The organism is Micropruina sp., from assembly GCF_047602085.1.
GTDB lineage: Bacteria > Actinomycetota > Actinomycetes > Propionibacteriales > Propionibacteriaceae > Micropruina.
Genome location: NZ_JASGID010000005.1, coordinates 130,795 through 156,635, shown reverse-complemented (window position 1 = coordinate 156,635; position 25,841 = coordinate 130,795). Strand labels below are relative to the sequence as shown.

The window sequence follows — 25,841 nt, the reverse complement described above, 5'->3', positions numbered from 1 at the left end:
GAGTCCTTTCAGTTGGTGTTCGGGGTGTGCTGCCAGTCGGCCAGGTCGGTCGTGACAGTGACGGTTCGATCGGTGATGGTGAGCGCCGTGGTGGCCAGGACGGCCGGGTCGAGCTCGAGGTCGGCAGGCACCCGGGCGGTGATGCTGACAAAGGCCCGGCCCGGTTCGCCGGACGCGGCCGCCCGCAGCGCCGCGGCGGCGTCCGGGCCGGCCGGGACGCCGAGAATGGCGTTGAACGGCGGATACCCCGAGGTGGTGACGGTGATCAGCGGGCTGGGTTCCGCGCCCGGCACCGACGCCACCGCCAGGGTCAGCGTGGGTGTGCCGGCGACCGCCACCCGCAGCTGGGAGGCCCGGCCGGTGAACCGCCGGGACAGCCCCAGCCCGGGCAGTCGGGTGCGCAGCCACTGCTCAGGTACCGGCCAGCAGGCACCCAGTGAGACGTGGGTGAGCCGTCCGTCGTCGAACAGCCTGACCGACGGCCCCCCGCCGGGAGCCTCCGGCGCCGGACGTCCGGGGATCAGATCGATCGCGTCGGTGTCGGCGACGAACACGCCGTAGCCCCCGCCGGGCAGTGCGATGGCGGTCATCTCGGTGCTCCGTTCGTGGCGGTGGTGAGGGTAAGCGGCGGGATGGTGAGCGCCGGATCGGTCAGCGGGCCGTGCCACGCACCGGGCTCGCCGACCGGACGCAGCCGGTAGCGAAAGCCGGGCCGGAATGGATCGGCCGCGAACCAGGTCCACGCTCGGGTCTCGGCGGGTGCCAGGTTGACCATGGCCGAGCTGGTTCCGGCCTCGTCGGCCAGTTCGATCGCCTGCGGCTCGGTGCCGGCGTTGTGGACGGTCAGCCGGTGCGGCCCCCACCCCGGCACCGCCGAAAGCCCGAGGGCGAGATGCTCGGCCGGTAGCTCGGGCAGTTCGATGGCGGCCTCGCCGGTGAGGGCGCGCACCGTGATCGACAACCGTGGTTCGGTTCCGTCCGGGCTGTCGTCGGTGACCACCAGCGCGGCCTCGGGCGTGGCGGGGTCCAGCACGACGCTCGGGCCGGTCCACGATCCCTGGCGCAGGCTGACCTCCGCGGTGGCCAGGCCGAGCAGCGCGGCGTCGGCCGACACGTGGGCGAACCGGACCCCGAAGTCGGCCGCCGCGACGATCAGCCGCTGCGAGGTATGGCCCTGCTGTCGGCCCTGCACCTCGCGGATTCCGGTCGGTCCGTCGACCACCAGCCAGGCCTCGCTCAGGTAGTCCAGTCGCTCACCGGGCGCCAGCCGCAGGGTGAGCCGCTGCCGGGGCTGCTCAGGGGTGAGCTCGCAGCCCGCGATGGCCGCCTGCGGGCGGGCCGGCGGGCGCGGCGGGGCGAGTAGGTTGACCCCGCAGGCCAGCACCCCGGGCCGCTGGACGGGCAGGTTGCTGAGCACGTCCAGCGTGCTCCAGCCCAGCTCCAGGGCGGGCAGTTCAACGCCGGACGGAACCATCACGGCCTCGTCGATCGGGGCGTCGGCGATCAGGTCGCGCAGCAGGCGGGAGACCGTCACCCGGCGGCGCGTGACGAACGGCTGGGCCAGATCCCACAGTTGGCTGCCCACCGGCGTCGGCAGGTCGGCATTGAGCCGGTCGAGCACCACCGCAGCGATCCGCTCGGCGGGCGCTTCGCCATCGGCTATGCGCAGCGCGCCGGTCGAGGTGGTCAGCTCCGCGGTCAGGGCGGTCAACCCGGACGGGTCTGGGCTCGGCACGAGCGCCAGCAGTCGTGCGGCGTCCACCTCGAGCCGGACGGGCACTCGTGGGGCGACCCCGCGGACGCTCAGCACCGCCTCGGCATGCAGCGAGAGCAGCCGCATCCGGAGCGCCTCGATCATCCAGGTGATCGCTTGCGGGCTGACTCGGGCGCCCCAGGGTGCGGCCAGCGAGCCGTCCCAGTCCATCGGCTCGCCGATCACCTCGGGGTCGCCGTCCACCCGATCGAGCCGGACGGTCAGCACTCCGGCGTCCGGAATCGCCCGGGCGGTCACCGCATGCTCCCCGGCGCGATCCGGCCAACCGGCCACGAACCAGGCGCTGATCAGGCCGTACGCTTGGGCATTCGCCCCGAAGCCGGCGTCCCGGAAGCGTTCCAGGACGAGCCGCGGCACTCCCGCGGGGTCGGTGGCCAGGGCCAGAGCGTCGGGCAGGGCCACGACGCCGGGCTGGTCGAAGCCGGCGAAGCAGGTGGCGTCCAGGGGGGCGCCGAAGTCGGGCAGGCCGCGCATCATGTCACGTCCGCCGAGACGATCCAGAGGATCTCCGCCGACCGTTCGTGCCACTGGCCGTCGGTGACCCGGTCGGCACGCACGGTCGAGACCCGGTAGCGGTACTGGCCGGGGTCGGTCGTCCTGAGCACCAGGTCGGCGATCGGCGCGTTGATGGTGGCCAGGGCGCTCAGCGTCTCAGCGCTGAGTTCGACGGTCTTGGTGAGCCCGCCGGTCAGCCCGCCCAACTCGATCACCAGGGCCAGAATCCGGCTGCCGTCGTCGCCGGGGGTGAAGAGCTGCGCCGGTGCCTTCACCGTGACCTCGCGGGTCAGGTACGAGGTGGTGTCGTCGCAGATCGCGTCCCAGAGGGCGCCGGCGTCCGGCGTCACGGTGGCGTCCACGACGCTGACCTCGGGTAGCACCTCCGGCTCGTCCGGAGTCCGTTCGGGGGTGACGGTCGCGGTCAGTGATCCGCCGGGGGCGAGAGTCTCGCCGGCCGGCGACGGCTGCAACGCGGCGGCCAGCGGGCCGGTCGACTGCGGCAGCCGCGCGACCAGCGTGTCGAGTCGCACCGGCGACTCGATCGCGTTGGCGATGGTGACCTGGTAGCGCGGGTCAGCCGGCTGCCGCACCGGGGTGACGTCGACCAGCGCCCCGGCCAGGTCGGCCATGTTCACCACCACCGGAACCTTCTCGGCAGCCCGGTCGGGACGGTCCAGCCGCACCTCCACCTCGCCGTCGAAGAGCCGCGGGTCGGCGCCGTTGAGCCGGTCGAACATGGATTGGAAGGCGGCCAGCGGCAGCTTGAAGCCGGCGCTCAACGCCGTCCGCAGGTCGATGCGCGCGTCCTCCAGGACGGTGCTCGACCCGGCTGCTCCCGGTAGCGACACCCGCAGTGTGAGCCTGGACGAGTCGGCCATGAACGGTTGCAGCTCCATGGCCGGCGCTGCGACTCCGGCCCGGGCGGCGAGCTGTGTCGCGGCGTCCAGCAGCCGGGCCGGCGATGCCACCGCAGAGGCGGCGAAGACCACGGTGGTGCTGGTGGTGGCGGCGGTGCCGTCGCTGCTGTCGAAGGTCACCGACATCATGGGCGGGTGCGGCGCCTCCGGCGTCCGGGCCAGCTTGAAGGCGTCGGGCAGGTAGTAGGCCACCTCGGGACGGTCGGCGGCGAAGTAGTAGGAGTGATGCCGGTCACCGAAGGCGATTTGCTCGAGCACCAGTCCGCCCTGGGTTCCGGCTCCGGTGATGTCGCCGTAGATGTAGGGGTGTAGGTCTTTGGAGAAGACGAACGGTGTCGGGGTCAGCATCTGGTCGAGGCTGCGGGTGGTGGCCCGGAACAGGGTCTCGCCGGGGCTTGTTTGCGGCCCGGGGTCTTCGTCGATCGGGTGCCACCGGGGGCCGCCCGGGCGGAGGGTGTGGCTGGCCAACCGCACACCGGCGATCGCCCCCTCGGGCTGCTCGATCGAGGGCTGGTGCAGCGGAATCCTGATCGGCGGACGCCGCCAGTTGACCACCTCGGGTTCGACGACGCCGCTGTCGCCCGTCACCGGTGGCACATGCACCGGAACATCGACGGGGAAGCGGGGCCGTTGCCCCTGCTCCACCGGCGCGGTACCGGTGGGGATCGCGACCGTGATCGTCCGCCGGACGGTGAAGCTGCAGCCTGCGGAGGCGTCGGTGAGGGCGTTGTAGACCTCGCCCAGGTCACTCACCGTGGGAACCACGACGGACAGCTCAATGCCGTCGGGCAGGTCGTGCCGGTCGGTGCATACCCATTCGCGCTTCATCCCGCCCCCAGGCACCTCGAAGCTCAACACGCCGGTGACCTCGTGGGCCAGGGGAGTGGCGTCAGGGGCAACGGCGGCGAGTTCCGGGGGCATCGACGTCTGGACGACGACGCTGATCCGGGCGCCGGGGTCCTGCCGGGTCAACCGGACGCGTACCTGGGTGCCCCGGTCGGTGAGCTGGGTGGCGAGAGAGTAGCGGGGCAGGTAGAACCGCTGGCCGGGGTTCGCCGGTGCCTCGAAGAGCATCGCGTCGTCGAGGGCGTCGCTCGGGGCGATCGGCACGGTCTGCTGGGTCCGCGGCAGGCCGGGCTGCGGTTTGATCTGGGCCAGCAGCTCACCCAGGTGCGGGTCGAGCCACTTGGCCGAACGCAGGGCCGTCACCGGTTCAGCCCGGGTGATCGGCGTCTGAAGTGACAGCCGGGTGTCGAGCCTGGTGAAAAGAGTTTCGGTCATGGAAGCGCGCTCCTCGCTGTGCGATCACCCCAAGGAGTGCGGCAGCGGCCCGATTCGGCGGGCTCAGTGACTACGCAGAAGTACCCACGGCCCCCGACGTTCAATCGCTGGTTGGTCACGTTGGTCGAGCCTGTCGAGACCTCCGTTATGCGGCCAAGGCAGGGCGTTTCGACGGGCTCGCCCGGCGGTGGTGGGTCACGTTGGTCGAGCCTGTCGAGACCTCTGTTGTGCGGCCGAGGCATGGGGTTTCGACGGGTTCGCCCGGCGCTGGTGGGTCACGTTGGTCGAGCCTGTCGAGACCTCCGTTATGCGGCCAAGGCAGGGCGTTTCAACAGGTTCGCCCGGCGGTGGTGGGTCACGTTGGTCGAGCCTGTCGAGACCTCCGTTATGCGGCCAAGGCATGGGGTTTCGACGGGTTCGCCCGGCGCTGGTGGGTCACGTTGGTCGAGCCTGTCGAGACCTCCGTTATGCGGCCAAGGCAGGGCGTTTCAACAGGTTCGCCCGGCGCTGGTTGGAATCTTCTTGAGCCGGCGACATCGGGGTGGGCGCTGTTCGATCTGCGGTGGTCGGGCCCGCACGGGATCACTGGCCACCGCAATCGCCGAGGGCGGCAGCGATCACCCGCGACCGGCCCGACGCCAACGTCGTCCGAGCACGCTCTGGGCCCCGCCGGCGGCGTCACAACCAGCGGTCTCGACCAGGCTGCGCAGGAGAGCCCGACTCTGGGCACTAGGGTGGTCCACCGTGAGCGAAACCGTGGTTGTCATCGGCAACTTCGATGGCGTGCACCCGGGGCATGTCGAGGTGGTGCAGCGGGCGCATGCCCGGCGTCCCGATCTGCCGCTGGTCGTGGTCACGTTCTGGCCGCACCCGATCAGCGTGCTCCGGCCCGAGCTGGGTGCGATGCTGCTCACCGGGCTAGAGGAGCGCATCGACCTGCTGAAGCGGGCCGGCGCCGATCGGGTGGAGGTGATCGACTTCACCCCCGACTTCGCCCGGCTGAGCCCCGCTCAGTTCGTGCAGCGGGTGCTGCTGCCGCTCGAGCCGGCACTGATCGTGGTGGGCGAGAACTTCCGCTTCGGGCACCGGGCCGCCGGCACCGTGCAGACCCTGCGCGAACTGGGTGCCGGCCGGTTCAAGGTCGAGGGGCTCACGCTGGTGCGGTTCGGCGACGAAGAGACCTGCTCGACCGTGATCCGCCAGGCGTTGGCCGACGGCGACGTCGAGCATGCAGCCGAGCACCTCGGACGTCCGTTCCGGTTCAGCGGGGTGGTCCGGCACGGCGACCATCGCGGTCGCGAGCTGGGCTTTCCGACCGCCAACCTGCCCGTCCCGGGTGAGCTCGCCTGCCCTGCCGACGGGGTCTATGCCGGATGGTTGCACCGGTTGGACGCCCGCGACGCGCACGGCGTCCCCCTGCCGGACGGGGGGACTGCGGAGCGCTGGCCGGCCGCCATCTCGGTGGGCACCAACCCCACCTTCGACGGTGTGCAGCGCCGGGTGGAGTCGTACGTTCTCGACCGTGTTGACCTAGAGCTGTATGGGGCGCCGATCGCGGTGGAGTTCATCGCTCGCATTCGTGGCCAGGTGCGTTTCAGCGGTATCGAGGCCCTGGTGCAGCAGATGCGCGACGACGTGCGACGCTGCCACGAGCTTCTTGGCACCTGAGCTGAGGAAGCACTGACCAACGCAGCCACCGCCGGTTGAGTGTGTCGAAATCCCCTTGCCGCAGCGGCATATGCAAGGTCTCGACACGCTCGGCCAGCGAAGATCGGCAGTTCCCTCAAGGGTGAATCAGCGCTCGCTTGGCTGTGGCGCTCAGGCGAGCACCCCAACGACGCCCAACTCGACAGCCCTGCCCCAACTCGACAGCCCTGCCTGCGGAAGCTCTCAGTAGCAGCCCAGGTCTTGCGCGGGTTCGTTCGGTGGCGCACAGTTGCACCATGTCGTGGCTGGTGGCGGTCGCCGCCGTGGGTGCGCTCATGGCGCTCACCGCCCTGTTCTTTCGGCGCCCGAGACCATCGCGGCGTCCGGTCGATCGTGACGAGTGGTTCGCACTGCCACCCTCACTGAACCTCGCCGAGCAGGATGTTCGGGAGCTGGCCGAACTCGGGCGTCGCATGGAGCAGGAGTTCGGTGTGGCCCCGGTGCAGATCCTGCTCGACCGGCTGGGCATCGTGACCCGCCGCAATGTGCCGTTGCGTTCGGTGCGGCCCGGCCCGGCTCGCGGACTGGCCCGGATCTGCTTCGCCGACGGCACCACGGTGCAGGTGCGCGCCCGCCAGGTGGGCGACCTGGGGCAACTCGCGGTGACGGCGATCACCGAGAAGGTGTGGGTGTCGGACTATCGCGCCGAAAACAGCAATGTGGTGCTCGACTTGAACTGGAACCGCGGTCGGGTGAGTGTGCTGGCCGTCGGCCTCGACCAGGCCGACTGACTACTGGCGCAACAGCCGGAGGGATTTGCGGTAGATGGCGTCCATCTCTTCGCGGGAGTGGGTGTTGCCCAGGCCGTCGACGTAGTGGTACGTGGTCAGCTTGTGGTCGCCGGTGGGGGTGTAGTCGAGCGAGATGTACATCGGTATGGCGGCGGCGTTCTGCGGGTCGACCCGCAGAAAGATCTCGTCGAAGCCCAGGTCGATGGCCCGGTCTTCGAGAAACTGGGTGAGGGCCCGAGCCGCACCCAGCCGACGGAACTCCGGGTACACCCAGAGGCTCTTCAACTCGGGTTGCAGCAGGTTGTCGTCGCGGCAGTCGAGCACGCTCGTGCCCAACTGCTCTTCGCCGCGCAGCGCGATGGCGAACAGGTAACCACCCTCGAGTTGGTGTTCGAAGTGGCCCTGCGCGTAGCGCGCATTCGGGTGCGGTTCGCGTCGGCTGAGGGCCGGAAGGTCGTCCGCTGTGCACAGCCGCACCAGAATGGGCTCCGTCATTGGTACCTCCCGCTCCTTGGGGTGTTCCACTGTGCTGCCAGGCGTTGCAGACGGCCTCACGCTGCCGGACGTCGCAAGCCTACGACCGCCCGCCGACACCCGCCCACGCCCGGGGTGAGTGCTCTCATCGTAGTCCTACCCACCCACCCGGCCACACCCCTCATGGGGTGTGCGGTGCGCAGAACAATGGCCGGACGGGCCCGACTCAGTCCAGTTCCTTCAACTGCGTGATGACGTCGGCCACGGCCTGCTGTGCGCTGCCGTACAGCATCGAGGTGTTGTCGGCGTAGAACAGGGCGTTCTCGATGCCCGAGTAGCCCGCGCCGCGGCCACGTTTGATCACGATGCAGTTGCGCGCGGCGTCGGCGTCGAGAATCGGCATGCCGTAGATCGGGGACGACTTGTCGGTGCGGGCCACCGGGTTGACCACGTCGTTGGCGCCGATCACCAGGGCCACGTCGGTCAGCGGAAACTCGGCGTTGATCTCGTCGAGATCGAAGATCTTCTCGTACGGCACCCCGGCCTCGGCCAGCAGCACGTTCATGTGGCCCGGCATCCGTCCGGCCACCGGATGAATCGCGAACGACACCTCGACGCCGCCGGCTTCGAGCAGCTTCGCCATCTCCCACACCTTGTGCTGGGCGCCGGCGACTGCCATGCCGTAGCCGGGCACGATGATGACCTTCTCGGAGTAGCGCATCAGTGCCGCGGCGTCGGTGGCGCTCAGCTCCTTCATCCGGCCCTCGATGGCGCTGCCGGTTTGCGCCTCGCCGGTGATCGGCGTGAACAGCACGCCGAGAATGGGCCGGTTCATCGCCTTGGCCATCAACTGGGTGAGCAGGGTGCCGGACGCGCCCACAACGATGCCGGCGATGATCAGCGTGGGGTTGCCCAACACGTAGCCCTCGAAGCCGACAGCCAGGCCGGTGAAGGCGTTCAGCAGTGAGATCACCACAGGCATGTCGGCACCGCCGATCGGCATCGTGAGCACCGCGCCGAGGGCCAGCGAAAGAACGAAGAGCGACACCAACAGCCACGGTTCGGCCGAGCCGGTGCCGGACGACGCCGCCACGACCCAGGCCCCCAGGGCCACCGTGACCAGGGCGAGAACGATGTTGACCAGGTTCTGCGCGGGCAGCCGGACCGCCTTCTTCATCACCCCCTGCAGCTTCAGGAAGGCGACCACCGAACCGCTGAAGGCGACCGAGCCGATCAGTGAGCCAAGCACCGCCAGGGTGCCGACGATCGGGCCGTGCACCTCGGCGCGGGCGAACTCGACGGCGGCGATCAGGGCCGCCGCGCCGCCGCCCATGCCGTTGTAGATGGCGACCATCTGCGGCATGTCGGTCATCTTGACCACCCGTCCGGCCCACCAGGCGACACCGCCGCCGACCACGATGGCGACGACGATCAGCCCCAGGTTGCGCATGCCGGGTACCAGAAAGGTCACGCCGGTGGCCAGCACCATGCCGACCCCCGCCCAAGCGATGCCGCTGCGCGCCTTGACCGGCGACGACATCGCCTTCAGGCCGAAGATGAAGAGCACCGCGACAAGCAGATATGCCCCGTTGACCAGCCATTCCACGGTGATCAGGCCTCCCGCTCGCCGGTCGGGAGCTGCTTCTTCTTGGGCGCGAACATGGCCAGCATCCGTTCGGTCACCACGTAGCCGCCGGCGGCGTTGGCGGCACCGAGCAGGACGGCCAAGAAGCCGAGCACGATCTGCAGCGGAGTCTCGGCATGGCCCAGCGCGTACATCGCGCCGACCAGCACCACGCCGTGCACGAAATTCGAACCCGACATCAGTGGCGTGTGCAGAATCACCGGCACCCGCGAGATCACCTCGTAGCCGACGAAAGCCGCCAGCATGAAGATGTAGAGATAGAGCAGATCGGTCATGGCGTCAGGCCTCTCCTTGCGCCTCGGCGGGTTGCTCGCTCGCGGCGGGCTCTGAACTCGTGGTGGGTAGGTCCGCCGGTGGTGGTGGCGGGGGGTTCTCCAGGTCGAGCACCCGGCGCACCAGCGGGTGCGCCACCGTGCCGTCGAGGGTGAGGGCGGTGCCCGCGAGCACCTCGTCTGAGGTGTCGATCGCGAGTACCCCCTCGCTCACCAGCGGCGCGGTGAAGTTGTACAGATTCTTGGCGAACATCTCCGAGGTGTGCGCCGGCATCCGGCTGGGCAGGTTGACCGGACCCACCACGTGGGCCGGGCCGACCCGCACCTCACGGCCGGCCACGGTGCCGAATACGTTGCCGCCCTGCTCGGCTGCCATGTCGACCACCACCGCGCCGGGCCGCATGGCGTTGACCACCATCTCGCTGACGATCAGTGGCGCCTGCTTTCCGGGCACCGCGGCCGTGGTGATCAGCACGTCGCACTGGGCGATCGCCTTGCCGAGCTTCGCCTCCTGGGCTTCGCGCTCGGCCTCGGTCAGTTCGCGGGCGTAGCCGCCCTCGCCGACCGCGGCCACGCCGGTGTCTACGAATTTGGCGCCCAGCGACTCGATCTGCTCCTTGGTCTCGGGGCGCACGTCGTAGCCCTCGACGATGGCGCCCAGCCGCTTCGCTGTGGCGATCGCCTGCAGCCCGGCGACGCCGGCGCCGATCACCAGCACCCGGGCCGGCCGGACGGTGCCGGCGGCGTAGGTGAGCATCGGGAAGAATTTGGGGCAGCGGGCAGCCGCGATGAGCGCACACTGGTAGCCCGACGCCGCGCCCTGGCTGGACAATACGTCCATCGACTGGGCGCGGGAGATCCGGGGGAGCAGTTCCAGGGCGAACGAGTTGACGCCGTCCGAGGCGAGCTGCCGCACCCGTCCGGCGTCCGCGAACGGCGCCAGCGTGCCGATCAGAATGCTGCCCGGACGCAGCGCGGCAAGCGCCTCGGCGTCCGGCGGTCCGATCGTCCAGACCACGTCGGAGCCGGCCATTACCTCGCGGGTGGACGGCACCCAGGTGACCTCGCCGAGGTCGTGCTCGGTGACGTTGGCGCTGCGGGTTGCCCCGGATTCGATCAGCAGGGTGGCGCCCAGCGCGCGCAGCTTGATCGCGACGTCCGGCACGATCGGGGTGCGCCGCTCAGCCGGGTCGGCGCTGGCCGGAATGCCGAGAACGAAGCCCATGGCGCGTTACTCCTTCGTGATGATGATCCGACTATCCATCCAACCCGGATCGGCCCTCGTTGTCAGACGAATCGTCAGGATGATGATGCAGCACACCTCGGCCTCGCTGCGACGGTGGGCATGAGCCGGTTGGGCAGGGGGTCCGGCGATGCCCGACGAAGGCGCCGGCGGGGTTGCCCTGAGCAAGGGAAGCGCCGATCAAGGCAACCGTCGCTGGTCATCTTGTCGAAACCCGTGCCGGAGTGCATGCCGGGGGTCTCGACAGGCTCGACCAACGAAGAATCAGCGCCCGAAGAATCAGTGTTTCCCCTGCACCGAACATCGTCGGTGCGGGGTGTCTCGATGCAGGGTGTCGAGGTCGCGGAGAGTTCCGCCGAGACTGGGGTGTCGGCCAGCCCAACCGACAAAGGGGCGCCCGTGCTGCCCGCTCCATCGCGCGCCCACTACGCTGTTGCGGTGGATTATCGCGTCGCTGACCTGAACCTGGCCGATTTCGGACGCAAGGAGATCACGCTCGCCGAGCATGAGATGCCTGGCCTGATGGCGATGCGGGAGCGCTATGGCGACTCGAAACCCCTCCTCGGAGCCCGCATCGCCGGGTCGCTGCATATGACGGTGCAGACCGCGGTGCTGATCGAGACCCTGGTGGCGCTGGGGGCCGAGGTGCGCTGGGCGTCCTGCAACATCTTCAGCACCCAAGACCACGCGGCAGCGGCAGTGGTGGTCGGCCCCGACGGCACGCCCGACGATCCCCGGGGCGTTGCTGTGTTCGCCTGGAAGGGCGAGACCTTGGCCGAGTACTGGGCCTGCGCCGAGCAGATCCTCGACTGGGGCGACCGCACGCCGAATATGATCCTGGACGACGGCGGTGACGCCACCCTACTGGTGCATAAGGGCGTCGAGTTCGCCAAAGCAGGTGCGGTGCCCGAGACGGGCCCGGGTGACTCGGCCGAGTACGCGGTGGTGCTGCAGCAGTTGCGGGCCTCGACGCTGGACTGGGTGGCGATCTCGAACGAGCTCCGCGGCGTCACGGAGGAGACCACGACCGGCGTCCACCGGCTGTACGAGATGGCGAAGCAGGGTTCGCTGCTGTTCCCGGCGATCAACGTCAACGACTCGGTCACCAAGAGCAAATTCGACAATAAGTACGGCATCCGGCATTCGCTGATCGATGGGATCAACCGCGGCACCGACGTGCTGATCGGCGGCAAGACTGCCGTGGTGTGCGGCTACGGCGACGTCGGCAAGGGTGCCGCGGAGTCGCTGGCCGGGCAGGGTGCCCGGGTGATCGTCACCGAGATCGACCCGATCTGCGCGCTGCAGGCCGCGATGGACGGCTACCAGGTGGCCCGACTCGACGACGTGTTGGGTGTGGCCGACATCATCATCACCTGCACCGGCAATCGCGACGTGGTGACCGCCGACCAGATGGCCCGGATGAAGCACCTGGCGATCGTCGGCAACATCGGCCACTTCGACAACGAGATCGACATGGCCGGACTGGAGGGCTACCCGGGCATCGATCGCACGGTGATCAAGCCGCAGGTCGACCGCTGGACGTTCCCCGACGGCCATTCGATCCTGGTGCTCTCGGAGGGACGGCTGCTGAACCTGGGCAACGCGACCGGGCACCCGTCCTTCGTGATGAGCAACTCGTTCACCAATCAGGTGCTGGCCCAGATCGAGTTGTTCACCAAGCCGGCGGAGTACCCGGTCGGGGTCTACACCCTGCCCAAGGAACTGGACGAAGAGGTCGCCCGGCTGCATCTGGCGGCTCTCGGGGTCCGGCTCACCGAGTTGACCCCGGCCCAGGCCGACTACCTCGGCGTCCGGCCCGGAGGCCCGTTCAAGCCGGACGCCTACCGCTACTGAATCGCTGACCTCGTGACGTTTCCGGGCTTCGGCGACGCTTCCGGTGTTCAAACCGGTGAAAGGACGCCGAAACCCGGAAAGGTCGGGCCGTCGCCGGCGGATGCGGCTGGGGGCGGGGGTGGAACCTGGAGGATTCGGCTCGGGGGATGGGTGCTGGTAGAGTCCATGGTTGGCGTCAGGACGCCCGCGGACTCGTCAGAGCAGCCCAGCGATCTCTCATGAAATCGTGCCATCGGTAGGGCAGCGCCGCGCAACGGGAAACCGAGAGGAGAGCAGCAGCCTTCATGGACGCTGAACTGAAGAAGAAGACCATCGAAGAATTCGCCACCAAGCCGGGTGATACGGGTTCGCCGGACGTGCAGATCGCTCTGCTCACCCGCCGCATCGCCCACCTGACCGAGCACCTCAAGGTGCATAAGGGCGACCACCACAGCCGCCGTGGCCTGATGCTGCTGGTCGGCCAGCGCCGCCGGCTGCTGAACTACGTCGCCAAGCAGGACGTCGAGCACTACCGCGCACTGATCGCGCGGCTCGGCCTGCGCCGCTGACTGGGTGAGGGGAGTGGCTCCGGCCGCTCCCCTCACGGCATCTCCGGGCTCCGGCAGGGTTTGGACAAGCTCCGTCAACGGGTTTCGACAAGCTCAACCAGCGGGGCCTTCGACCCACAACTGAACAAAGAATCAACCACCGTCCACCGCGCGCGTTCGTCACGTGAATCCTCGGTCCTCGGTAGTGGCTTTCGGGTCTATGACCCCGCGGGCCTCGATCGAAGACCGGGTTCAGGCGCCGCCCCAGGTATATAGCTGAAGAGCGGCCGTGTCGCCGCGGCGGTGGTCCAACCCGAAAGGAGGTCCCGTGGAGGGACCCGATCTGCAGTACACCGAAGCCGTCATCGACAACGGCTCGCACGGCAAGCGCGTCGTCCGTTTCGAGTCGGGCCTGCTGGCCCGTCAGGCCAACGGTTCGGCCAGCGTCTACCTGGACGGCGACACCATGCTGCTCGCCGCCACCACCGCGTCGAAGAACCCGCGCGATGGCGTCGACTTCTTTCCGCTGACCGTCGACGTCGAAGAGCGGATGTACGCCGCCGGTCGCATTCCCGGCTCGTTCTTCCGCCGCGAAGGACGCCCCGGCGAGGCCGCGATCCTGGCCTGCCGGCTGACCGACCGTCCGCTGCGCCCGTGCTTCGTGAAGGGGCTGCGCAACGAGGTCCAAGTCGTCATCACGGTGATGGCGCTGAACCCCGAGGTGCTCTACGACGTGCTGGCGATCAACGCCGGCTCGGCGTCGACCACGCTGGCCGGCCTGCCGTTCACCGGCCCGGTCGGCGGCGTCCGGGTCGCCCTGATCGGTGACGACTGGGTCGGCTTCCCGACCGTGAAGCAGCTTGAGGATGCCACCTTCGACATGGTCGTGGCCGGCCGCGTGCTACCCGACGGCGACGTGGCGATCATGATGGTCGAAGCCGAGTCGACCGAGCAGACGTGGGATCTGGTCCGCTCCGGGCGTACCGCGCCGACCGAAGAGGTCGTCGCAGCAGGTCTTGAGGCTGCCAAGCCGTTCATCAAGGCGCTGTGTGACGCGCAGGTCGAGCTGGCTGCGAAATTCCCCAAGTCAACCGCAAGCCTGCCGCTGTTCCTCGACTACCAGCCCGACGTGTTCGACGCGGTCGTCGCCGGCACCGAGCGTTTGCAGCAGGTGATGTCGATCGTCGGCAAGCACGAGCGCGAGGTTGCCACCGAGGCACTTTTGGCCGATCTGCACACCGAGCTCGACGGTGCCTTCGAGGGCCGCGAGAAAGAGATCACCGGTGCTTTCCGGGCGCTCACCAAGAAGGTCGTCCGCACCAAGACGCTGACCGACGGCATCCGGATCGACGGCCGTGGGCCGCGCGACATCCGGACGCTCTCCGCCGAGGTCGGCGTGCTCCCGCGCGTCCACGGCTCGGCGCTGTTCATGCGCGGCGAGACCCAGATCCTGGGCGTGAGCACGCTGAACATGCTCGACATGGAGCAGAAGATCGATTCGCTGGCGCCCGAGACCACCAAGCGCTACATGCACAACTACAACTTCCCGCCCTACTCGACCGGTGAGACCGGCCGGGTCGGTTCGCCGAAGCGGCGCGAGATCGGCCATGGTGCGCTCGCCGAGCGAGCCCTGGTGCCGGTGCTGCCCAAGCGCGAGGAGTTCCCCTACGCGATCCGCCAGGTGTCCGAGGCACTCGGCTCGAACGGTTCGACGTCGATGGGCTCGGTGTGTGCGTCGTCCCTGGCATTGCTGAACGCCGGCGTGCCGCTGAAGGCGCCGGTCGCGGGCATCGCGATGGGCCTGATGAGCGACGAGATCGACGGCCAGATGCGCTACCTGGCGCTGACCGACATTCTCGGCGCCGAGGACGCCCTGGGCGACATGGACTTCAAGGTTGCCGGCACCCGTGACTTCGTCACCGCCCTGCAGCTCGACACCAAGCTCGACGGCATCCCGTCCGACGTGCTCGCGGGTGCCCTGCAGCAGGCCCGGGACGCCCGGCACACCCTGCTGGACGTGATGGGCGAGGCCATCGACACCCCGGACGAGATGTCGCCGTTCGCACCGCGGATCATCACCATCAAGATCCCGGTCGACAAGATCGGCGAGGTGATCGGCCCCAAGGGCAAGATGATCAACCAGATCCAGGACGACACCGGCGCCAACATCTCGATCGAGGACGACGGCACCATCTACATCGGTGCCGACAACGGTGAGGCCGCGGACGCCGCCCGCTCGATGATCAACGCCATCGCCAACCCGACCATGCCGGAGCGCGGCGAGCGCTACCTCGGCACTGTCGTCAAGGTGATGAACTTCGGCGCCTTCGTCTCGCTGCTGCCCGGCAAGGACGGCCTGCTGCACGTCACCAAGCTGCGTGCACTGAACAACGGCCAGCGGGTCGAGAACGTCGAGGACGTGGTCAGCGTCGGTCAGAAGATCCAGGTCGAGATTTCTGACATCGACGATCGCGGCAAGCTGTCGCTGATTCCGGTCGTCGAAGAGAAGGTTCCGGCAGACGCCTGATCCTTCGCAGCGATCCCTGCCAGAGCAACGCCCGGTTCCGGTTCATCCGGGGCCGGGCGTTGTCGTGGGCCGCGTCGGTGCCGTCCGCCCGGATGCGGCCATGGGGAAGCGCTGCGCTGGTTGAGTTACGTCGAAACCCCTTGTCAGCGACGCGCTTCGGTTTCGCCCGGGGGTCGGGATGGCAAGATTCGGCGAATCTCGGCGTCCGAGGGGCATCACCCGAGGGCCTCGACAAGCTCGACCAGCGAGAATCGGCGCTTCGCCAGTCTCGTTCTCGCCGGTCGGGTTGGGCGCAGGCGAGTGTGTCGCCCCACGACAGATCGTGGCGGGTCCGGTCGCGGCCCATCGGTAGGCTGGGGCACTCAGCACAGCAGGAGGATCGATGAAGGTAGCCGTGTTCGGAGCCCGTGGACGCATGGGGGCCGAGGTGGTGCGCGCCGTCGAAACAGCCGAGGGCCTCGAACTGGTCGCCGCGGTGGACGCCGGTGACGATCGCAGCGCCGTCGAGCAGGCCGAGGTGGTGGTCGACTTCACCCACCCGGATGCGGTGATGGGCAACATCGCGTGGTGTACCGGGCGCGGCATCAACGTGGTGGTGGGCACCACCGGTTTCACTCCCGAACGCCTCGACGAGGCCCGGCGGCTGGCCGAACAGGGTGGGGCCGGGGTGCTGGTGGCGTCCAATTTCTCCATCGGCGCGGTGCTGATGATGCACGTCAGCGTGCAGGCGGCCCGCTTCTTCGAGTCGGTCGAGGTCATCGAACTGCACCACCCCAACAAGGCCGACGCTCCGTCCGGAACCTCAGCCACCACGGCCGGCAAGATCGCCGCGGCCAGGGCCGAGGCCGGTCTCGGCCCGGTCCCCGACGCCACCACGTCAGGTCTGGAGGGGGCTCGCGGGGCTCAGGTGAACGGTATTCACGTGCACAGTGTGCGGCTGCGCGGCCTGATCGCACACCAGGAGGTGCTGTTCGGCGGCCCGGGGGAGACCCTGACCATTCGGCACGACTCGCTCGACCGGGTCTCATTCATGCCGGGCGTGATCGCAGCCGTGCGGGCCGTGCCCGGCCTGCCCGGCCTTACCGTCGGCATCGAATCCATCCTCGGGCTCTGAGTGCCTCGGCCCCGGAAGCTGACCCGATGAAGAGATGGCGCACGGTGCTGGTTGTGCTGGGCGTCGTCCTCGCCCTGCTCGTGGCTGCCGAGTTCGGCATCAGGGCTCTGGTGCAGTCCCAGGCCCGGCAGGCGATCGCCGGCGCCGACCTCGATCTCGAACAGCCGACGCTGACCCTGGACGGCGGCTCGCTGGTGTTCGCGCTGGCCCGTGGCCGCTTCGTCGACGTGTCGGGAACCGCCTCCTCGGCGGTGGTTCCGTTCGAGGAGCACGAGGTCACGGTGCGGGCGCTGAGCTTTCAGGCCGGCGACATTCGCCTGGTCGGCCTCAACGCGGCGGTCATCGGCGATCTGAGGCTCAGCGGCACGCTGGACTACGCCGGGTTGAGCGAACTCGCCGGGCTGCCGGTCACCCAGGGTCGCGCTGGACGGGTGTTGGTCACTTACACCGTCGACGTGCTGGGCCTGCACGACCTGCAGATCGGCATCTCGGCCGTTCCGGTGCTGAACCTGGCCAGTCAGCAGGTCGAGCTGGAACAGTCCCGCATCGAGGTGGCCGGCATCGACCTCACCGAGGGCATCTCGCAGCAGATCATCAGCCGGGTGGTGAAGCCGATCTCGTTGGCAGTCGACGATCGGGTGCGGGTCACGTCCATCACCGTCGCCGACGACGGGCTGGTGGTGGGGCTGACCGCCACCGATGTGGCGGTGCGGCGCTGATCGTCGCCGGAGCCTCAAGGGGTATGTTGCGGTCGGGTTGCGGTGCCTTGTCGTCCATTGCCGTCCGGGTTTCGCGCGGCACATAATCGCGGTGGTCGCACGGACGGAGACGAGATGAAGTACGACTACGACTTGCTGGTGGTGGGCAGCGGCCCCGGCGGGCAACGCGCCGCGATCGCCGCGGCGAAACTGGGCCGTCGCGTGGCCATCGTCGATCGCAAGCAGATGATGGGTGGGGTCTGTATCAACACCGGAACCATTCCGTCGAAGACCCTGCGCGAAGCGGTGTTGTACCTCACCGGAATGGCACAGCGCGACCTGTACGGCGCGTCGTACCGAGTGAAGGACGAGATCACCATCGGTGACCTGACTGCCCGTACCCAGCACGTGATCGGCCGCGAGACGCAGGTGATCCGCAACCAACTGCTCCGCAACCACGTCACTCTCTTCAGCGGCGACGCCGCGTTTCTCGACCCCCACACGATGAGGATCGAAGGCCAGGAGGATCACACGGTCAGTGCCGCCAAGGTCGTGCTGGCGCCGGGCACCCAGCCCGCCCGGCCCTCACACGTGGAGTTCGACGACGTGAACGTGGTCGACTCCGACGGCATCCTCGACCTGCAACAGGTGCCCAGTTCCATGGTCGTGGTCGGTGCCGGCGTGATCGGCATCGAGTACGCCTCGATGTTCGCCGCCCTGGGCACTCGGGTCACGGTGGTCGACGCGCGACCGACGATGCTCGACTTCTGCGACGCCGAGATCGTCGAGTCGCTGCGCTTTCACCTGCGCGACCTGTCGGTGACCTTCCGGTTCGGCGAGACGGTCGAGAAGGTCGAGAAGAGCCAATACGGCACGGTGACCACGCTCAGTTCGGGTAAGCGGGTTCCGGCCGAGACCGTCATGTACTCCGCCGGACGGCAGGGCGCCACAGCCGCACTGCTGCTCGAAAACGCCGGCCTGGAGGCCGACAAGCGCGGCCGGATCGTCGTCGACGAGCACTTCCGCACAGCTCAGCCGCACATCTATGCGGTAGGCGACGTGATCGGGTTTCCGGCCCTGGCAGCCACCTCGATGGAGCAGGGCCGGCTGGCGGCCATGCACGCCATGGGCGAACAGCCGGGCCACATCACACCGTTGCAGCCGATCGGCATCTACACGATTCCCGAGATCAGCTATGTCGGCAAGAGCGAAGACGAACTGACGGGTGAATCGGTGCCGTACGAGACCGGGCTTTCACGGTATCGGGAACTGGCGCGGGGGCAGATCGTAGGTGACTCCTACGGCATGCTCAAGCTGTTGGTGCACAGCGTCGACCGCACGCTCCTGGGTGTGCATGTGTTCGGCACGGGTGCGACCGATCTGGTGCACATCGGCCAGGCCGTGATGGGCTGCGGCGGCACAGTGGACTACCTGGTCGACACCGTGTTCAACTACCCGACCCTGTCAGAGGCTTACAAGGTGGCTGCGCTGGACGCCACCAACAAGTTGCGCGCATTGAGCCGGTTCGAGGTCGCCTGAGCAGAAGAGGTCCGCCCGATCAGTGCCGGGTCACAGGTCAGGTGCCTACGCCCGGCCGGGTGCACGCGGCGATACGTGCGTTTTCACCACGGCCGCAGCCCACCGCGGTGCCACGCGCGTCGAAACGAGCGTTATGCCGGCCTCCGCGCCGGGCCATAAAGCTCGTTTCGGCGCGGTGAGATCGAACTGCGGAGGCGGCACAAATCAATACGCGCGTTTCTCGGCATGCCCCCGGGGAAGGGCTGATCATCGCTGGGCGAGGGCGAGGGCGAGGGCGAGGGCGAGGGCGAGGGCGAGGGCGAGGGCGAGGGCGAGGGCGAGGGCGAGGGCGAGGGCGAGGGCGAGGGCGAGGGCGAGGGCGAGGGCGAGGGCGAGGGCGAGGGCGAGGGCGAGGGCGAGGGCGAGGGCGAGGGCCAGGGCCAGGGCCAGGGCGACGAGGCCGGGCATGTTCCGCGCTCACCAGGGGTTTCGAGTCAACCAGTGACGTGAGCGTCGGTCGAGCCTGTCGAGACCTCGGGCGCGCGGCCTCAGCCGACCACGAGCGGGTTGAGAACCTCCTCGCCAGCACGCACGGGCCCGGGCGGCGTGCCGTCGCCGAACGGCCGTCCACCCAGTGCCTCGCGGCCGTGCGGGGTGACCCAGGCCGACAGGTCCGGGCCTCCCGGCACGATGCCGAGCGGGTTCAGGTCGGCATGAACGATGTAGTAGTGCTGCTTGATCTGCCCGAAGTCGACCGTGTCGCCGAAGCCGGGGGTCTGGTACAGGTCGCGGGCATAACCCCAAAGCGCCGGCATTTCGGTGAGCTTGTTGCGATTGCACTTGAAATGCCCGTGGTAGACCGGGTCGAAGCGCACCAGGGTGGTGAACAGCCGCACATCGGCCTCGGTGATCGCCTCACCGATCAGGTAGCGGCGCTCGGTGAGGCGCTCCTCAAGCCAGTCCAGGGCGGTCCAGAGGCGTTGGTAGGCCGCGTCGTAGCTCTCCTGGCTGCCGGCGAAGCCGCACCGGTACACCCTGTTATTCACCTCGGTGTAGACCCGCCGCATCACCGACAGCATCTCGTCGAGCCGATCGGTCGGCCACAGGTCGGGGGCGCCGTCGCGGTGGTATGCCTTCCACTGCGACGCGAAGTCTTCGGTGAGTTGGGCGAAGTCGTTGGTCACCACCCGCACGGTCGCCACCTCGACCATCGCCGGCACGGTGATGCCCAGCGGATAGTCGGGGAAGCGGTTCAGGTAGGCGTCCTTCAGCTTGTGGATGCCTAGCACCGGGTCGACGCCGCGGGGGTCGAGACCGAACGTCCACGAGTCGGCGCCATGGGTCGGTTCGGGCAGGCCGACCGAGAAGGCGTCCTCGAGCCCGAGCAGCCGGCGGACGATCAGCGCCCGGTTCGCCCACGGGCACGCCCGGGCCGCGATCAGCCGGTACCGGCCCGGTTCGGCCGGCCACTCGTGGGGCGCCTGCGGGTCGGCGACGATCCGGTCGTTGATGTAGCGGGTGTCACGAACGAACTCCCGGCCCTTGCTGGAGTAGACCCCACCTGGGCCGGGTCCGTCCACCGTGCTGTCGTTCATGGCTCCACCGTAGGCATCCCGGCGGAGTTGCGACACCCTCCGGCTGCGATCGGTCGCGGCACAGGGCGCGCCGGTGGCTTCCGTTGCGTTGAACGGGCGCCACCGGCGAGGTCCTCATACCAGTGGTGATGGTCTTCTTCGCCGAGTCGATGTTCGCGATGCCCTCACCGCCCTCGGCGGCGCCGCTGGAGCCGTCGGTCTGCATCGTGCAGTGCGTGCCGGCTGAGTCCTCTTGGATGAGCGTCGAAACCCTAGTCAGAGCACTTCCTTCTGAGGTCTCGGCAAGCTCGACCATCCCCAGTCAGAGCACTCCTTCTGAGGTCTCGACAAGCTCGACCAGCGAGAATCGGCTAGGCCGAGATGTCGGTGTGCAGTCGTACCAGCTTGAGCCGGGTGTCCGCCTCGCCCACCTCCTGGTGGCCGCCGTCGGCAGCCCAGCCGGCTTCGACCAAGAACCGGCGCAACACGTCGTCGGTGGTGCGAACCCACCAGGTGGCCCGTTCGAAGCGGTCTGCGCGCAGCGTGTCGACGCAGGCGTTGAGCAACCGCGAGCCGTGCCCGCGACGCTGTGCCTGGGGGTCGACGGCGAACTCGGCCACCAGGGCGTCCACGCCCGGCTCCGCGTCCGGGTCGTCGCTGGGGCCCACCACGGCGAAGCCGGCCACCCGGTCGTTGCTTACCGCGACCAGTACCCGAAACTGGGCCAGCGGCGGACGCACGATCGCCGCATGCCACGAATCGGTCATCGCGGCCAGGTCGAACCGAGCCAGCACGGCGTCCGCCACCGGTTGCGGCAGTCGCTGCAGCCACGCCCGGCGCTGGATCGCGGCCAATTGCGGTGCTTCCACGGGCAGTGCCAGGCGCACCGAGTCGGCGATCACCGGATCATGGTAGATGGCTGGCGGCGTGGTGAGTCATTCGCCGCAGACGGGCACTAGGGTGAACGGGTGCGTGAGATGCTCAAGACCCCCCCTAAGCTGCCCACCGACACCCTGCGGGTGATTCCGCTCGGCGGACTCGGTGACGTGGGGCGCAACAGCACCAGCTTCGAGATCAACGGCCAGTTGCTGATGATCGACTGCGGTGTGCTGTTCCCCTCTGACGACCACCCCGGCGTTGATCTGATTCTGCCCGGCCTGCACCTGATCGAGGACCGGCTCGACGACGTGCAGGCGCTGGTGCTGACCCACGGCCACGAAGATCACATCGGAGCCGTGCCCTACCTGTTGCGCCGGCGTCCAAACATTCCCGTGCTGGGCTCGCGACTCACCCTGGCACTGCTGCGCGAGAAGTTGAAGGAACACCGGCTGCGCGATGTCGACCTGCGGGTGGTCAGCGAGGGCACCCGAATCAGGGTCGGCGAGTTCGACTTGGAGTTTCTCGCCGTCAATCACTCCATTCCCGACGCGCTGGCCATCGCCATGCGCACGGCTGCCGGGCTGGTGCTGCACACCGGCGACTTCAAGATGGACCAGTTGCCGCTCGACCATCGGCTGACCGACCTGCGCGGCTTCGCCCGGTTGGGCGACGAGGGCGTCGACTTGTTCATGGCCGACTCGACCAACGCCGAGACGCCCGGCTTCACCACCCACGAGCGCGACATCGAGCCCGCCATCGAACGGGTGTTCGGCTCGGCCAAGCAGAAGCTGATCGTGGCCTGTTTCGCCTCGCACGTGCACCGGGTGCAGCAGGCGATGGACGCGGCGGTTCGGCACGGCCGCAAGGTCGTGTACATCGGCCGCTCGATGGTGCGCAATATGACGGTGGCGCAAGAACTGGGCTACCTGCGGGTTCCTGCGAACACCCTGATCGACCTCAAGCAGCTCGACAACTACCCCGACGACAAGGTCGTGATGATCTCGACCGGTTCGCAGGGCGAGCCGCTCTCGGCGCTGTCGCGGATCTCGAACCATGAACACCCGGTGGTGAAGGCCGGTCCGGGCGACGTGGTGCTGCTGGCCTCATCGCTGATCCCCGGCAACGAGAACTCGGTGTACCGGGTGATCAACGGGCTGACCCGCAACGGCGTCACCGTGGTGCACAAGGGCAACGCACTGGTGCACGTGTCGGGGCACGCCTCGGCGGGGGAGTTGCTCTACTGCTACAACCTGATCAAGCCCAGAAACGCCATGCCGGTGCACGGTGAGATTCGGCACCTGATCGCCAACGCCGACCTGGCGGTGGCCACCGGCGTGCCGCGCGAGCGGGCCATCGTGGTCGAGGACGGCGGCGTGGTCGACCTGGCCAAGGGGCGGGCCAAGGCGGTCGGACGGCTCGACTGCGGCTACATCTTCGTCGACGGCTCCACTGTCGGCGACATCGGCGACGCCGAGTTGAGCGACCGCAAGATTCTGGGCGCCGACGGCTTCATCAGCGTGGTCGTGGTGGTCAACCTGCATTCGGGCACGCTGGTCAGCGGCCCCGACATTCATGCCCGCGGCTTCGTCGAGGACGATTCGGTGTTCGACGGCATCAGGGGCGAGATCGCCAGGGCCGTCGAGCAGGCCATGGCCGACGGGTCAGAGAACGTGCAGGGACTGCAGCAGGTGGTGCGCCGCACGGTGGGTCGCTGGGTCAACAACACCTACCGGCGTCGTCCGATGATCCTGCCGGTGGTGGTGTCGTCCTGAGCGTCGGGTTCGGCGGGTCTGCGCCCAGCGGCCAGCGCCTGTATGGCGGATTCGCGACGCCGATTAGGTCTCTCGGACGGCTCTCGGGTATTGTTGGACGGTCCCTTTGTGGGGCCTATCCCAAGCAATCAAGGAGTTACCAGTGGCTGCCGTGTGTGACATCTGCGCCAAGGGCCCAGGCTTTGGCCACAACGTGCCCTGGTCGAAGAAGAAGACCAACCGTCGGTGGAACCCGAACATCCAGCGCGTCCGCGCCGTGGTCGAGGGTGCCCCCAAGCGACTCAACGTGTGCACGTCGTGCCTGAAGTCGGGCAAGGTCACCCGCTGACCCGACCGGCCTGCTGAGGACCCGCTGCGGCGGGTCCTTTTGCTGTGCCGGGCTTGGTCGGTCGGGCTTGTCGAGACCTGCTCCGCTGGAGCATCGGGGGGCTTGGTCGGTCGAGCTTGTCGAGACCCGCTCCGGGGCACGATGATCGCACCCGCGCCGATCGTCCGGGCCCCGCCCCGAGGTGTACCGAGGGCTCGTTCAGAATGTGTCCGAGCCCCCCAATAGGCTTCGGGCATGGTGACCTGGCGTACTCAGTCGTTTGGTGAGCTCAACGCTCCGGTGGCCGACGTGCTGGGCGCGCGCACCGCCAAAGACCTTGAGAAGTTGCACATCCACACCGTCGGCGACCTGCTGCGGCACTTGCCCCGGCGCTACCTGTCGGGCACCGAGTTGACCGACCTGGCCACGCTTGAGGCCGGTGACCACGTGGCGGTGATGGCCAGAGTGAGCAGCACCAACATTGTCAGCGGCGGACGAACCCGGCCCAGCCGGCTCGAGGTCAGCCTCACCGACGGGCACGGCTACCTGGCGGTCACCTTTTTCGGCCGCGAGCATTTGGTCGAGTACTGGCAGCGTGAGCTGGCCAAGGGGGTGCGCGGCATCTTCGTGGGCAAGGTGGGCCGGTTTCGCGATCAGCTTCAGCTCACCCACCCCGAGTTCGTCATGCTCGACGCGTCCGGGGCCATCGTCGGGTCGTCGGAGAAGAAGCAGTTGATCGCCACCATGAGCCGTAGCGCAGCCCTGGTCGGCATCTACCCGGCCACCGCCAAGCTCCCCACGTGGAAGGTCGCCGAATGCTGCCGTCTCGCGCTGGCCACGCTGAGCGGCGCCGACGACCCGTGGCCCGACTGGGTGCTGGAGGCCGCCGACCTGATGCCGATGGCCGACGCTTTTGCGGCCGTCCATCAGCCCCGCTCGCTGGGCGAGGCGCAGGCGGGCGCGCAACGGCTGCGGTTCGACGAGGCATTCGCCACCCAGCTGACCATGGCCTACCGGCGCGCCGACGCGTCGACGCATACCGCCGTGCCGCGCCGGGCATCGTCCGACGGGCTGCTGGCCGCCCTCGACGCCCTGCTGCCCTATGTGCTCACCGACGGCCAGGTCGCGGTCAGCGACACCCTGTTCGCCGAACTCGACCGGGCTCGTCCGATGCAGCGGCTGTTGCAGGGAGAGGTGGGCTCGGGCAAGACGGTGGTGGCGTTGCGCGCGATGCTCGCGGTGGTCGACGCCGGGGGGCAGTGCGCGCTGCTGGCGCCCACCGAGGTGCTGGCTCAGCAGCACTACGCCACCATTCGGGCGCTGATGGGCGATCTGGCCGGCGGGCGCCTGCTCGGCTCACCCGAGGTGGCCACCGATGTCGTGCTGATCACTGGCTCGATGCCGGCTGCCGCCAAGCGTGACGCGCTGCTGCGGGCGGCCTCGGGCGAGGCGGGCATCGTGATCGGCACCCACGCCCTGCTGCACAACACGGTGCAGTTCGCCGAGTTGGGGTTCGTGGTCATCGACGAGCAGCACCGGTTCGGGGTCGAGCAGCGCGGCGTGCTCACCGACAAGGCGGCGGCCCGTCCACACGTGCTGGTGCTCACCGCCACGCCGATTCCGCGTTCGGTGGCCATGACCATCTTCGGCGACCTCGACGTGTCGACCCTCGATGAGCTGCCGGCGGGGCGGCAGCCGATCAACACCGTTGTGGTCGACGCGGCGCTGCGGCCGGCCTGGGTCGATCGGGCCTGGCAACGGGTGGTCGAAGAGGTGGCGCAGGGGCGTCAGGCGTTCGTGGTCGTGCCGCGGATCAAGTCCAGTGACGAGGGCATCGGAGTGGTCGACCTGGCCGCCGAACTCGCTGCGGTGCAACTCGCCGGGCTGCGGGTCGGCATGCTGCACGGCCAATTGCCCACCGAGGTCAAGGACGCCACCATGGCGGCCTTCGCCGCGGGCCAACTCGACGTGCTAGTGGCGACCACGGTGATCGAGGTGGGTGTCGACGTGCCGAACGCCACCATGATGGTGATCTGCGACGCCGAGCGCTTCGGCATCTCGCAACTGCACCAGTTGCGCGGCCGGATCGGCCGGGGCGCGCACGCCGGCGTCTGTCTGCTGATCTCGTCGGCATTGGCAGACGAGGCGGTCAGCAACCGGTTACAGGCGGTCGCCGCCACCACCGACGGCTTCGAACTAGCCGAACTCGACCTGATTCAGCGCCGCGAAGGTGACGTTCTGGGTGCCGAGCAGTCGGGCGGACGCTCCAGCCTGCGGCTGCTCAGCGTGCTCGAACACGCCGACGTGATCGCCCAGGCGAAGACCATCGCAGCGCAGGCCGTCGAGCGCGATCCACAGCGCACGACGCCGGGGTTCGTCGACGCGGTGGCGTCCATCGAATTATTGGCCGCCGGCGACTGGCTTGAGCTCTCCTGAGTGATGCGCTCGTCGAGCATGCTCCGGCTGCGGTGCACCGGGCGGGTGAACCGCGCCTCCAGGGGCTGCGCCGGATGACCCGTACCCACGCAC

21 protein-coding genes are annotated in these 25,841 nt (G+C 68.6%); 11 read left to right on the top strand and 10 right to left on the bottom strand.

All coding sequences use genetic code 11. The annotated features are described in order from the left end of the window. Positions 1-8: 8 nt before the first annotated feature. From QM721_RS09630 to QM721_RS09620, 3 genes are read right to left on the bottom strand one after another with little or no spacing between them, the layout of a single operon-like run. A complete protein-coding gene (locus tag QM721_RS09630) occupies positions 9-590 on the bottom strand; it encodes a hypothetical protein (protein ID WP_415121344.1) in 582 nt (193 codons plus the stop codon). Then, the gene (locus QM721_RS09625) at positions 587-2,248 is read right to left on the bottom strand and encodes a hypothetical protein (RefSeq protein ID WP_415121342.1); all 1,662 of its coding nucleotides are present in this window, start codon (positions 2,246-2,248) and stop codon (positions 587-589) included. Before QM721_RS09625 ends, QM721_RS09630 begins: the two co-directional genes overlap by 4 nt. Beyond that, entirely contained in the window at positions 2,248-4,470 is a 2,223-nt protein-coding gene (locus QM721_RS09620; protein WP_415121340.1) for a hypothetical protein, read from the bottom strand. The genes QM721_RS09625 and QM721_RS09620 overlap by 1 nt, the downstream gene beginning before the upstream one ends. 744 nt (positions 4,471-5,214) lie before the next feature. On the opposite strand from QM721_RS09620, the gene QM721_RS09615 reads away from it, so the two are divergent. Next, positions 5,215-6,138 (top strand): bifunctional riboflavin kinase/FAD synthetase, encoded by a 924-nt coding sequence (locus tag QM721_RS09615; RefSeq protein ID WP_415121338.1) that lies wholly within the window; start codon positions 5,215-5,217, stop codon positions 6,136-6,138. A 275-nt stretch (positions 6,139-6,413) separates the two neighbouring features. Then, positions 6,414-6,908: a hypothetical protein gene (locus QM721_RS09610; RefSeq protein WP_415121334.1), complete on the top strand. Its 495-nt coding sequence runs from the start codon at positions 6,414-6,416 to the stop codon at positions 6,906-6,908. On the opposite strand, the gene QM721_RS09605 is transcribed toward QM721_RS09610, so the two are convergent. The 4 genes from QM721_RS09605 to QM721_RS09590 all read right to left on the bottom strand — a co-directional run bounded on the left by QM721_RS09605 (position 6,909) and on the right by QM721_RS09590 (position 10,524). Next, the gene (locus tag QM721_RS09605) at positions 6,909-7,403 is read right to left on the bottom strand and encodes a GNAT family N-acetyltransferase (RefSeq protein ID WP_415121327.1); all 495 of its coding nucleotides are present in this window, start codon (positions 7,401-7,403) and stop codon (positions 6,909-6,911) included. Between the two features lie 205 nt (positions 7,404-7,608). Next, positions 7,609-8,988: an NAD(P)(+) transhydrogenase (Re/Si-specific) subunit beta gene (locus QM721_RS09600; protein ID WP_415121325.1), complete on the bottom strand. Its 1,380-nt coding sequence runs from the start codon at positions 8,986-8,988 to the stop codon at positions 7,609-7,611. A 5-nt stretch (positions 8,989-8,993) separates the two neighbouring features. Then, positions 8,994-9,302, bottom strand: coding sequence for an NAD(P) transhydrogenase subunit alpha (locus tag QM721_RS09595; protein ID WP_415121323.1), 309 nt, complete (start codon positions 9,300-9,302; stop codon positions 8,994-8,996). Positions 9,303-9,306: 4 nt separating this feature from the next. Next, positions 9,307-10,524: an NAD(P) transhydrogenase subunit alpha gene (locus tag QM721_RS09590; protein ID WP_415121321.1), complete on the bottom strand. Its 1,218-nt coding sequence runs from the start codon at positions 10,522-10,524 to the stop codon at positions 9,307-9,309. Between the two features lie 456 nt (positions 10,525-10,980). Here QM721_RS09590 and ahcY point away from each other — a divergent pair, with 456 nt between their 5' ends. The 6 genes from ahcY (at position 10,981) to sthA (ending at position 18,801) form a co-directional block, all read left to right on the top strand. Continuing rightward, a complete protein-coding gene (gene ahcY, locus QM721_RS09585; protein ID WP_415121319.1) occupies positions 10,981-12,396 on the top strand; it encodes an adenosylhomocysteinase in 1,416 nt (471 codons plus the stop codon). A gap of 284 nt (positions 12,397-12,680) precedes the next feature. Then, entirely contained in the window at positions 12,681-12,944 is a 264-nt protein-coding gene (gene rpsO, locus QM721_RS09580) for a 30S ribosomal protein S15 (protein WP_415121317.1), read from the top strand. 307 nt (positions 12,945-13,251) lie between these two features. Then, positions 13,252-15,450 carry a polyribonucleotide nucleotidyltransferase gene (locus tag QM721_RS09575; protein ID WP_415121315.1) on the top strand — a complete coding sequence of 733 codons (2,199 nt, stop codon included), beginning with the start codon at positions 13,252-13,254 and terminating at the stop codon, positions 15,448-15,450. A 382-nt stretch (positions 15,451-15,832) separates the two neighbouring features. Next, positions 15,833-16,564, top strand: a complete 732-nt coding sequence (gene dapB / locus QM721_RS09570; protein ID WP_415121313.1) for a 4-hydroxy-tetrahydrodipicolinate reductase — start codon at positions 15,833-15,835, stop codon at positions 16,562-16,564. A 26-nt stretch (positions 16,565-16,590) separates the two neighbouring features. After that, on the top strand, positions 16,591-17,283 hold the full coding sequence (locus QM721_RS09565) for an LmeA family phospholipid-binding protein (RefSeq protein ID WP_415121311.1): 693 nt from the start codon (positions 16,591-16,593) through the stop codon (positions 17,281-17,283). A gap of 114 nt (positions 17,284-17,397) precedes the next feature. Continuing rightward, on the top strand, positions 17,398-18,801 hold the full coding sequence (gene sthA, locus QM721_RS09560) for a Si-specific NAD(P)(+) transhydrogenase (RefSeq protein WP_415121309.1): 1,404 nt from the start codon (positions 17,398-17,400) through the stop codon (positions 18,799-18,801). Positions 18,802-19,047: 246 nt separating this feature from the next. On the opposite strand, the gene QM721_RS09555 is transcribed toward sthA, so the two are convergent. The 3 genes from QM721_RS09555 to QM721_RS09545 form a co-directional block, all read right to left on the bottom strand. Continuing rightward, positions 19,048-19,248 carry a hypothetical protein gene (locus QM721_RS09555; RefSeq protein ID WP_415121307.1) on the bottom strand — a complete coding sequence of 67 codons (201 nt, stop codon included), beginning with the start codon at positions 19,246-19,248 and terminating at the stop codon, positions 19,048-19,050. Positions 19,249-19,328: 80 nt separating this feature from the next. Next, the gene (locus QM721_RS09550; RefSeq protein ID WP_415121305.1) at positions 19,329-20,375 is read right to left on the bottom strand and encodes a glutathione S-transferase family protein; all 1,047 of its coding nucleotides are present in this window, start codon (positions 20,373-20,375) and stop codon (positions 19,329-19,331) included. A gap of 350 nt (positions 20,376-20,725) precedes the next feature. Continuing rightward, positions 20,726-21,256: a GNAT family N-acetyltransferase gene (locus tag QM721_RS09545; protein ID WP_415121303.1), complete on the bottom strand. Its 531-nt coding sequence runs from the start codon at positions 21,254-21,256 to the stop codon at positions 20,726-20,728. A 75-nt stretch (positions 21,257-21,331) separates the two neighbouring features. On the opposite strand from QM721_RS09545, the gene QM721_RS09540 reads away from it, so the two are divergent. The 3 genes from QM721_RS09540 to QM721_RS09530 all read left to right on the top strand — a co-directional run bounded on the left by QM721_RS09540 (position 21,332) and on the right by QM721_RS09530 (position 25,748). After that, positions 21,332-23,005: a ribonuclease J gene (locus tag QM721_RS09540; protein ID WP_415122070.1), complete on the top strand. Its 1,674-nt coding sequence runs from the start codon at positions 21,332-21,334 to the stop codon at positions 23,003-23,005. 142 nt (positions 23,006-23,147) lie between these two features. After that, a complete protein-coding gene (gene rpmB, locus QM721_RS09535) occupies positions 23,148-23,333 on the top strand; it encodes a 50S ribosomal protein L28 (RefSeq protein ID WP_105185784.1) in 186 nt (61 codons plus the stop codon). 234 nt (positions 23,334-23,567) lie between these two features. Next, positions 23,568-25,748, top strand: coding sequence for an ATP-dependent DNA helicase RecG (locus QM721_RS09530; protein WP_415121300.1), 2,181 nt, complete (start codon positions 23,568-23,570; stop codon positions 25,746-25,748). The last annotated feature ends 93 nt before the right edge of the window (positions 25,749-25,841 follow it).

What these genes read in the sequence shown, in the direction of transcription:
- QM721_RS09630 (WP_415121344.1), bottom strand. Translation starts at nt 590, where the DNA reads ATGACCGCCATCGCACTGCCCGGCGGGGGCTACGGCGTGTTCGTCGCC.
- QM721_RS09625 (WP_415121342.1), bottom strand. Translation starts at nt 2,248, where the DNA reads ATGCGCGGCCTGCCCGACTTCGGCGCCCCCCTGGACGCCACCTGCTTC.
- QM721_RS09620 (WP_415121340.1), bottom strand. Translation starts at nt 4,470, where the DNA reads ATGACCGAAACTCTTTTCACCAGGCTCGACACCCGGCTGTCACTTCAG.
- QM721_RS09610 (WP_415121334.1), top strand. Translation starts at nt 6,414, where the DNA reads ATGTCGTGGCTGGTGGCGGTCGCCGCCGTGGGTGCGCTCATGGCGCTC.
- QM721_RS09605 (WP_415121327.1), bottom strand. Translation starts at nt 7,403, where the DNA reads ATGACGGAGCCCATTCTGGTGCGGCTGTGCACAGCGGACGACCTTCCG.
- QM721_RS09595 (WP_415121323.1), bottom strand. Translation starts at nt 9,302, where the DNA reads ATGACCGATCTGCTCTATCTCTACATCTTCATGCTGGCGGCTTTCGTC.
- QM721_RS09590 (WP_415121321.1), bottom strand. Translation starts at nt 10,524, where the DNA reads ATGGGCTTCGTTCTCGGCATTCCGGCCAGCGCCGACCCGGCTGAGCGG.
- rpsO (WP_415121317.1), top strand. Translation starts at nt 12,681, where the DNA reads ATGGACGCTGAACTGAAGAAGAAGACCATCGAAGAATTCGCCACCAAG.
- dapB (WP_415121313.1), top strand. Translation starts at nt 15,833, where the DNA reads ATGAAGGTAGCCGTGTTCGGAGCCCGTGGACGCATGGGGGCCGAGGTG.
- QM721_RS09565 (WP_415121311.1), top strand. Translation starts at nt 16,591, where the DNA reads ATGAAGAGATGGCGCACGGTGCTGGTTGTGCTGGGCGTCGTCCTCGCC.
- sthA (WP_415121309.1), top strand. Translation starts at nt 17,398, where the DNA reads ATGAAGTACGACTACGACTTGCTGGTGGTGGGCAGCGGCCCCGGCGGG.
- QM721_RS09555 (WP_415121307.1), bottom strand. Translation starts at nt 19,248, where the DNA reads ATGCCCGGCCTCGTCGCCCTGGCCCTGGCCCTGGCCCTCGCCCTCGCC.
- QM721_RS09550 (WP_415121305.1), bottom strand. Translation starts at nt 20,375, where the DNA reads ATGAACGACAGCACGGTGGACGGACCCGGCCCAGGTGGGGTCTACTCC.
- QM721_RS09540 (WP_415122070.1), top strand. Translation starts at nt 21,332, where the DNA reads ATGCTCAAGACCCCCCCTAAGCTGCCCACCGACACCCTGCGGGTGATT.
- QM721_RS09530 (WP_415121300.1), top strand. Translation starts at nt 23,568, where the DNA reads ATGGTGACCTGGCGTACTCAGTCGTTTGGTGAGCTCAACGCTCCGGTG.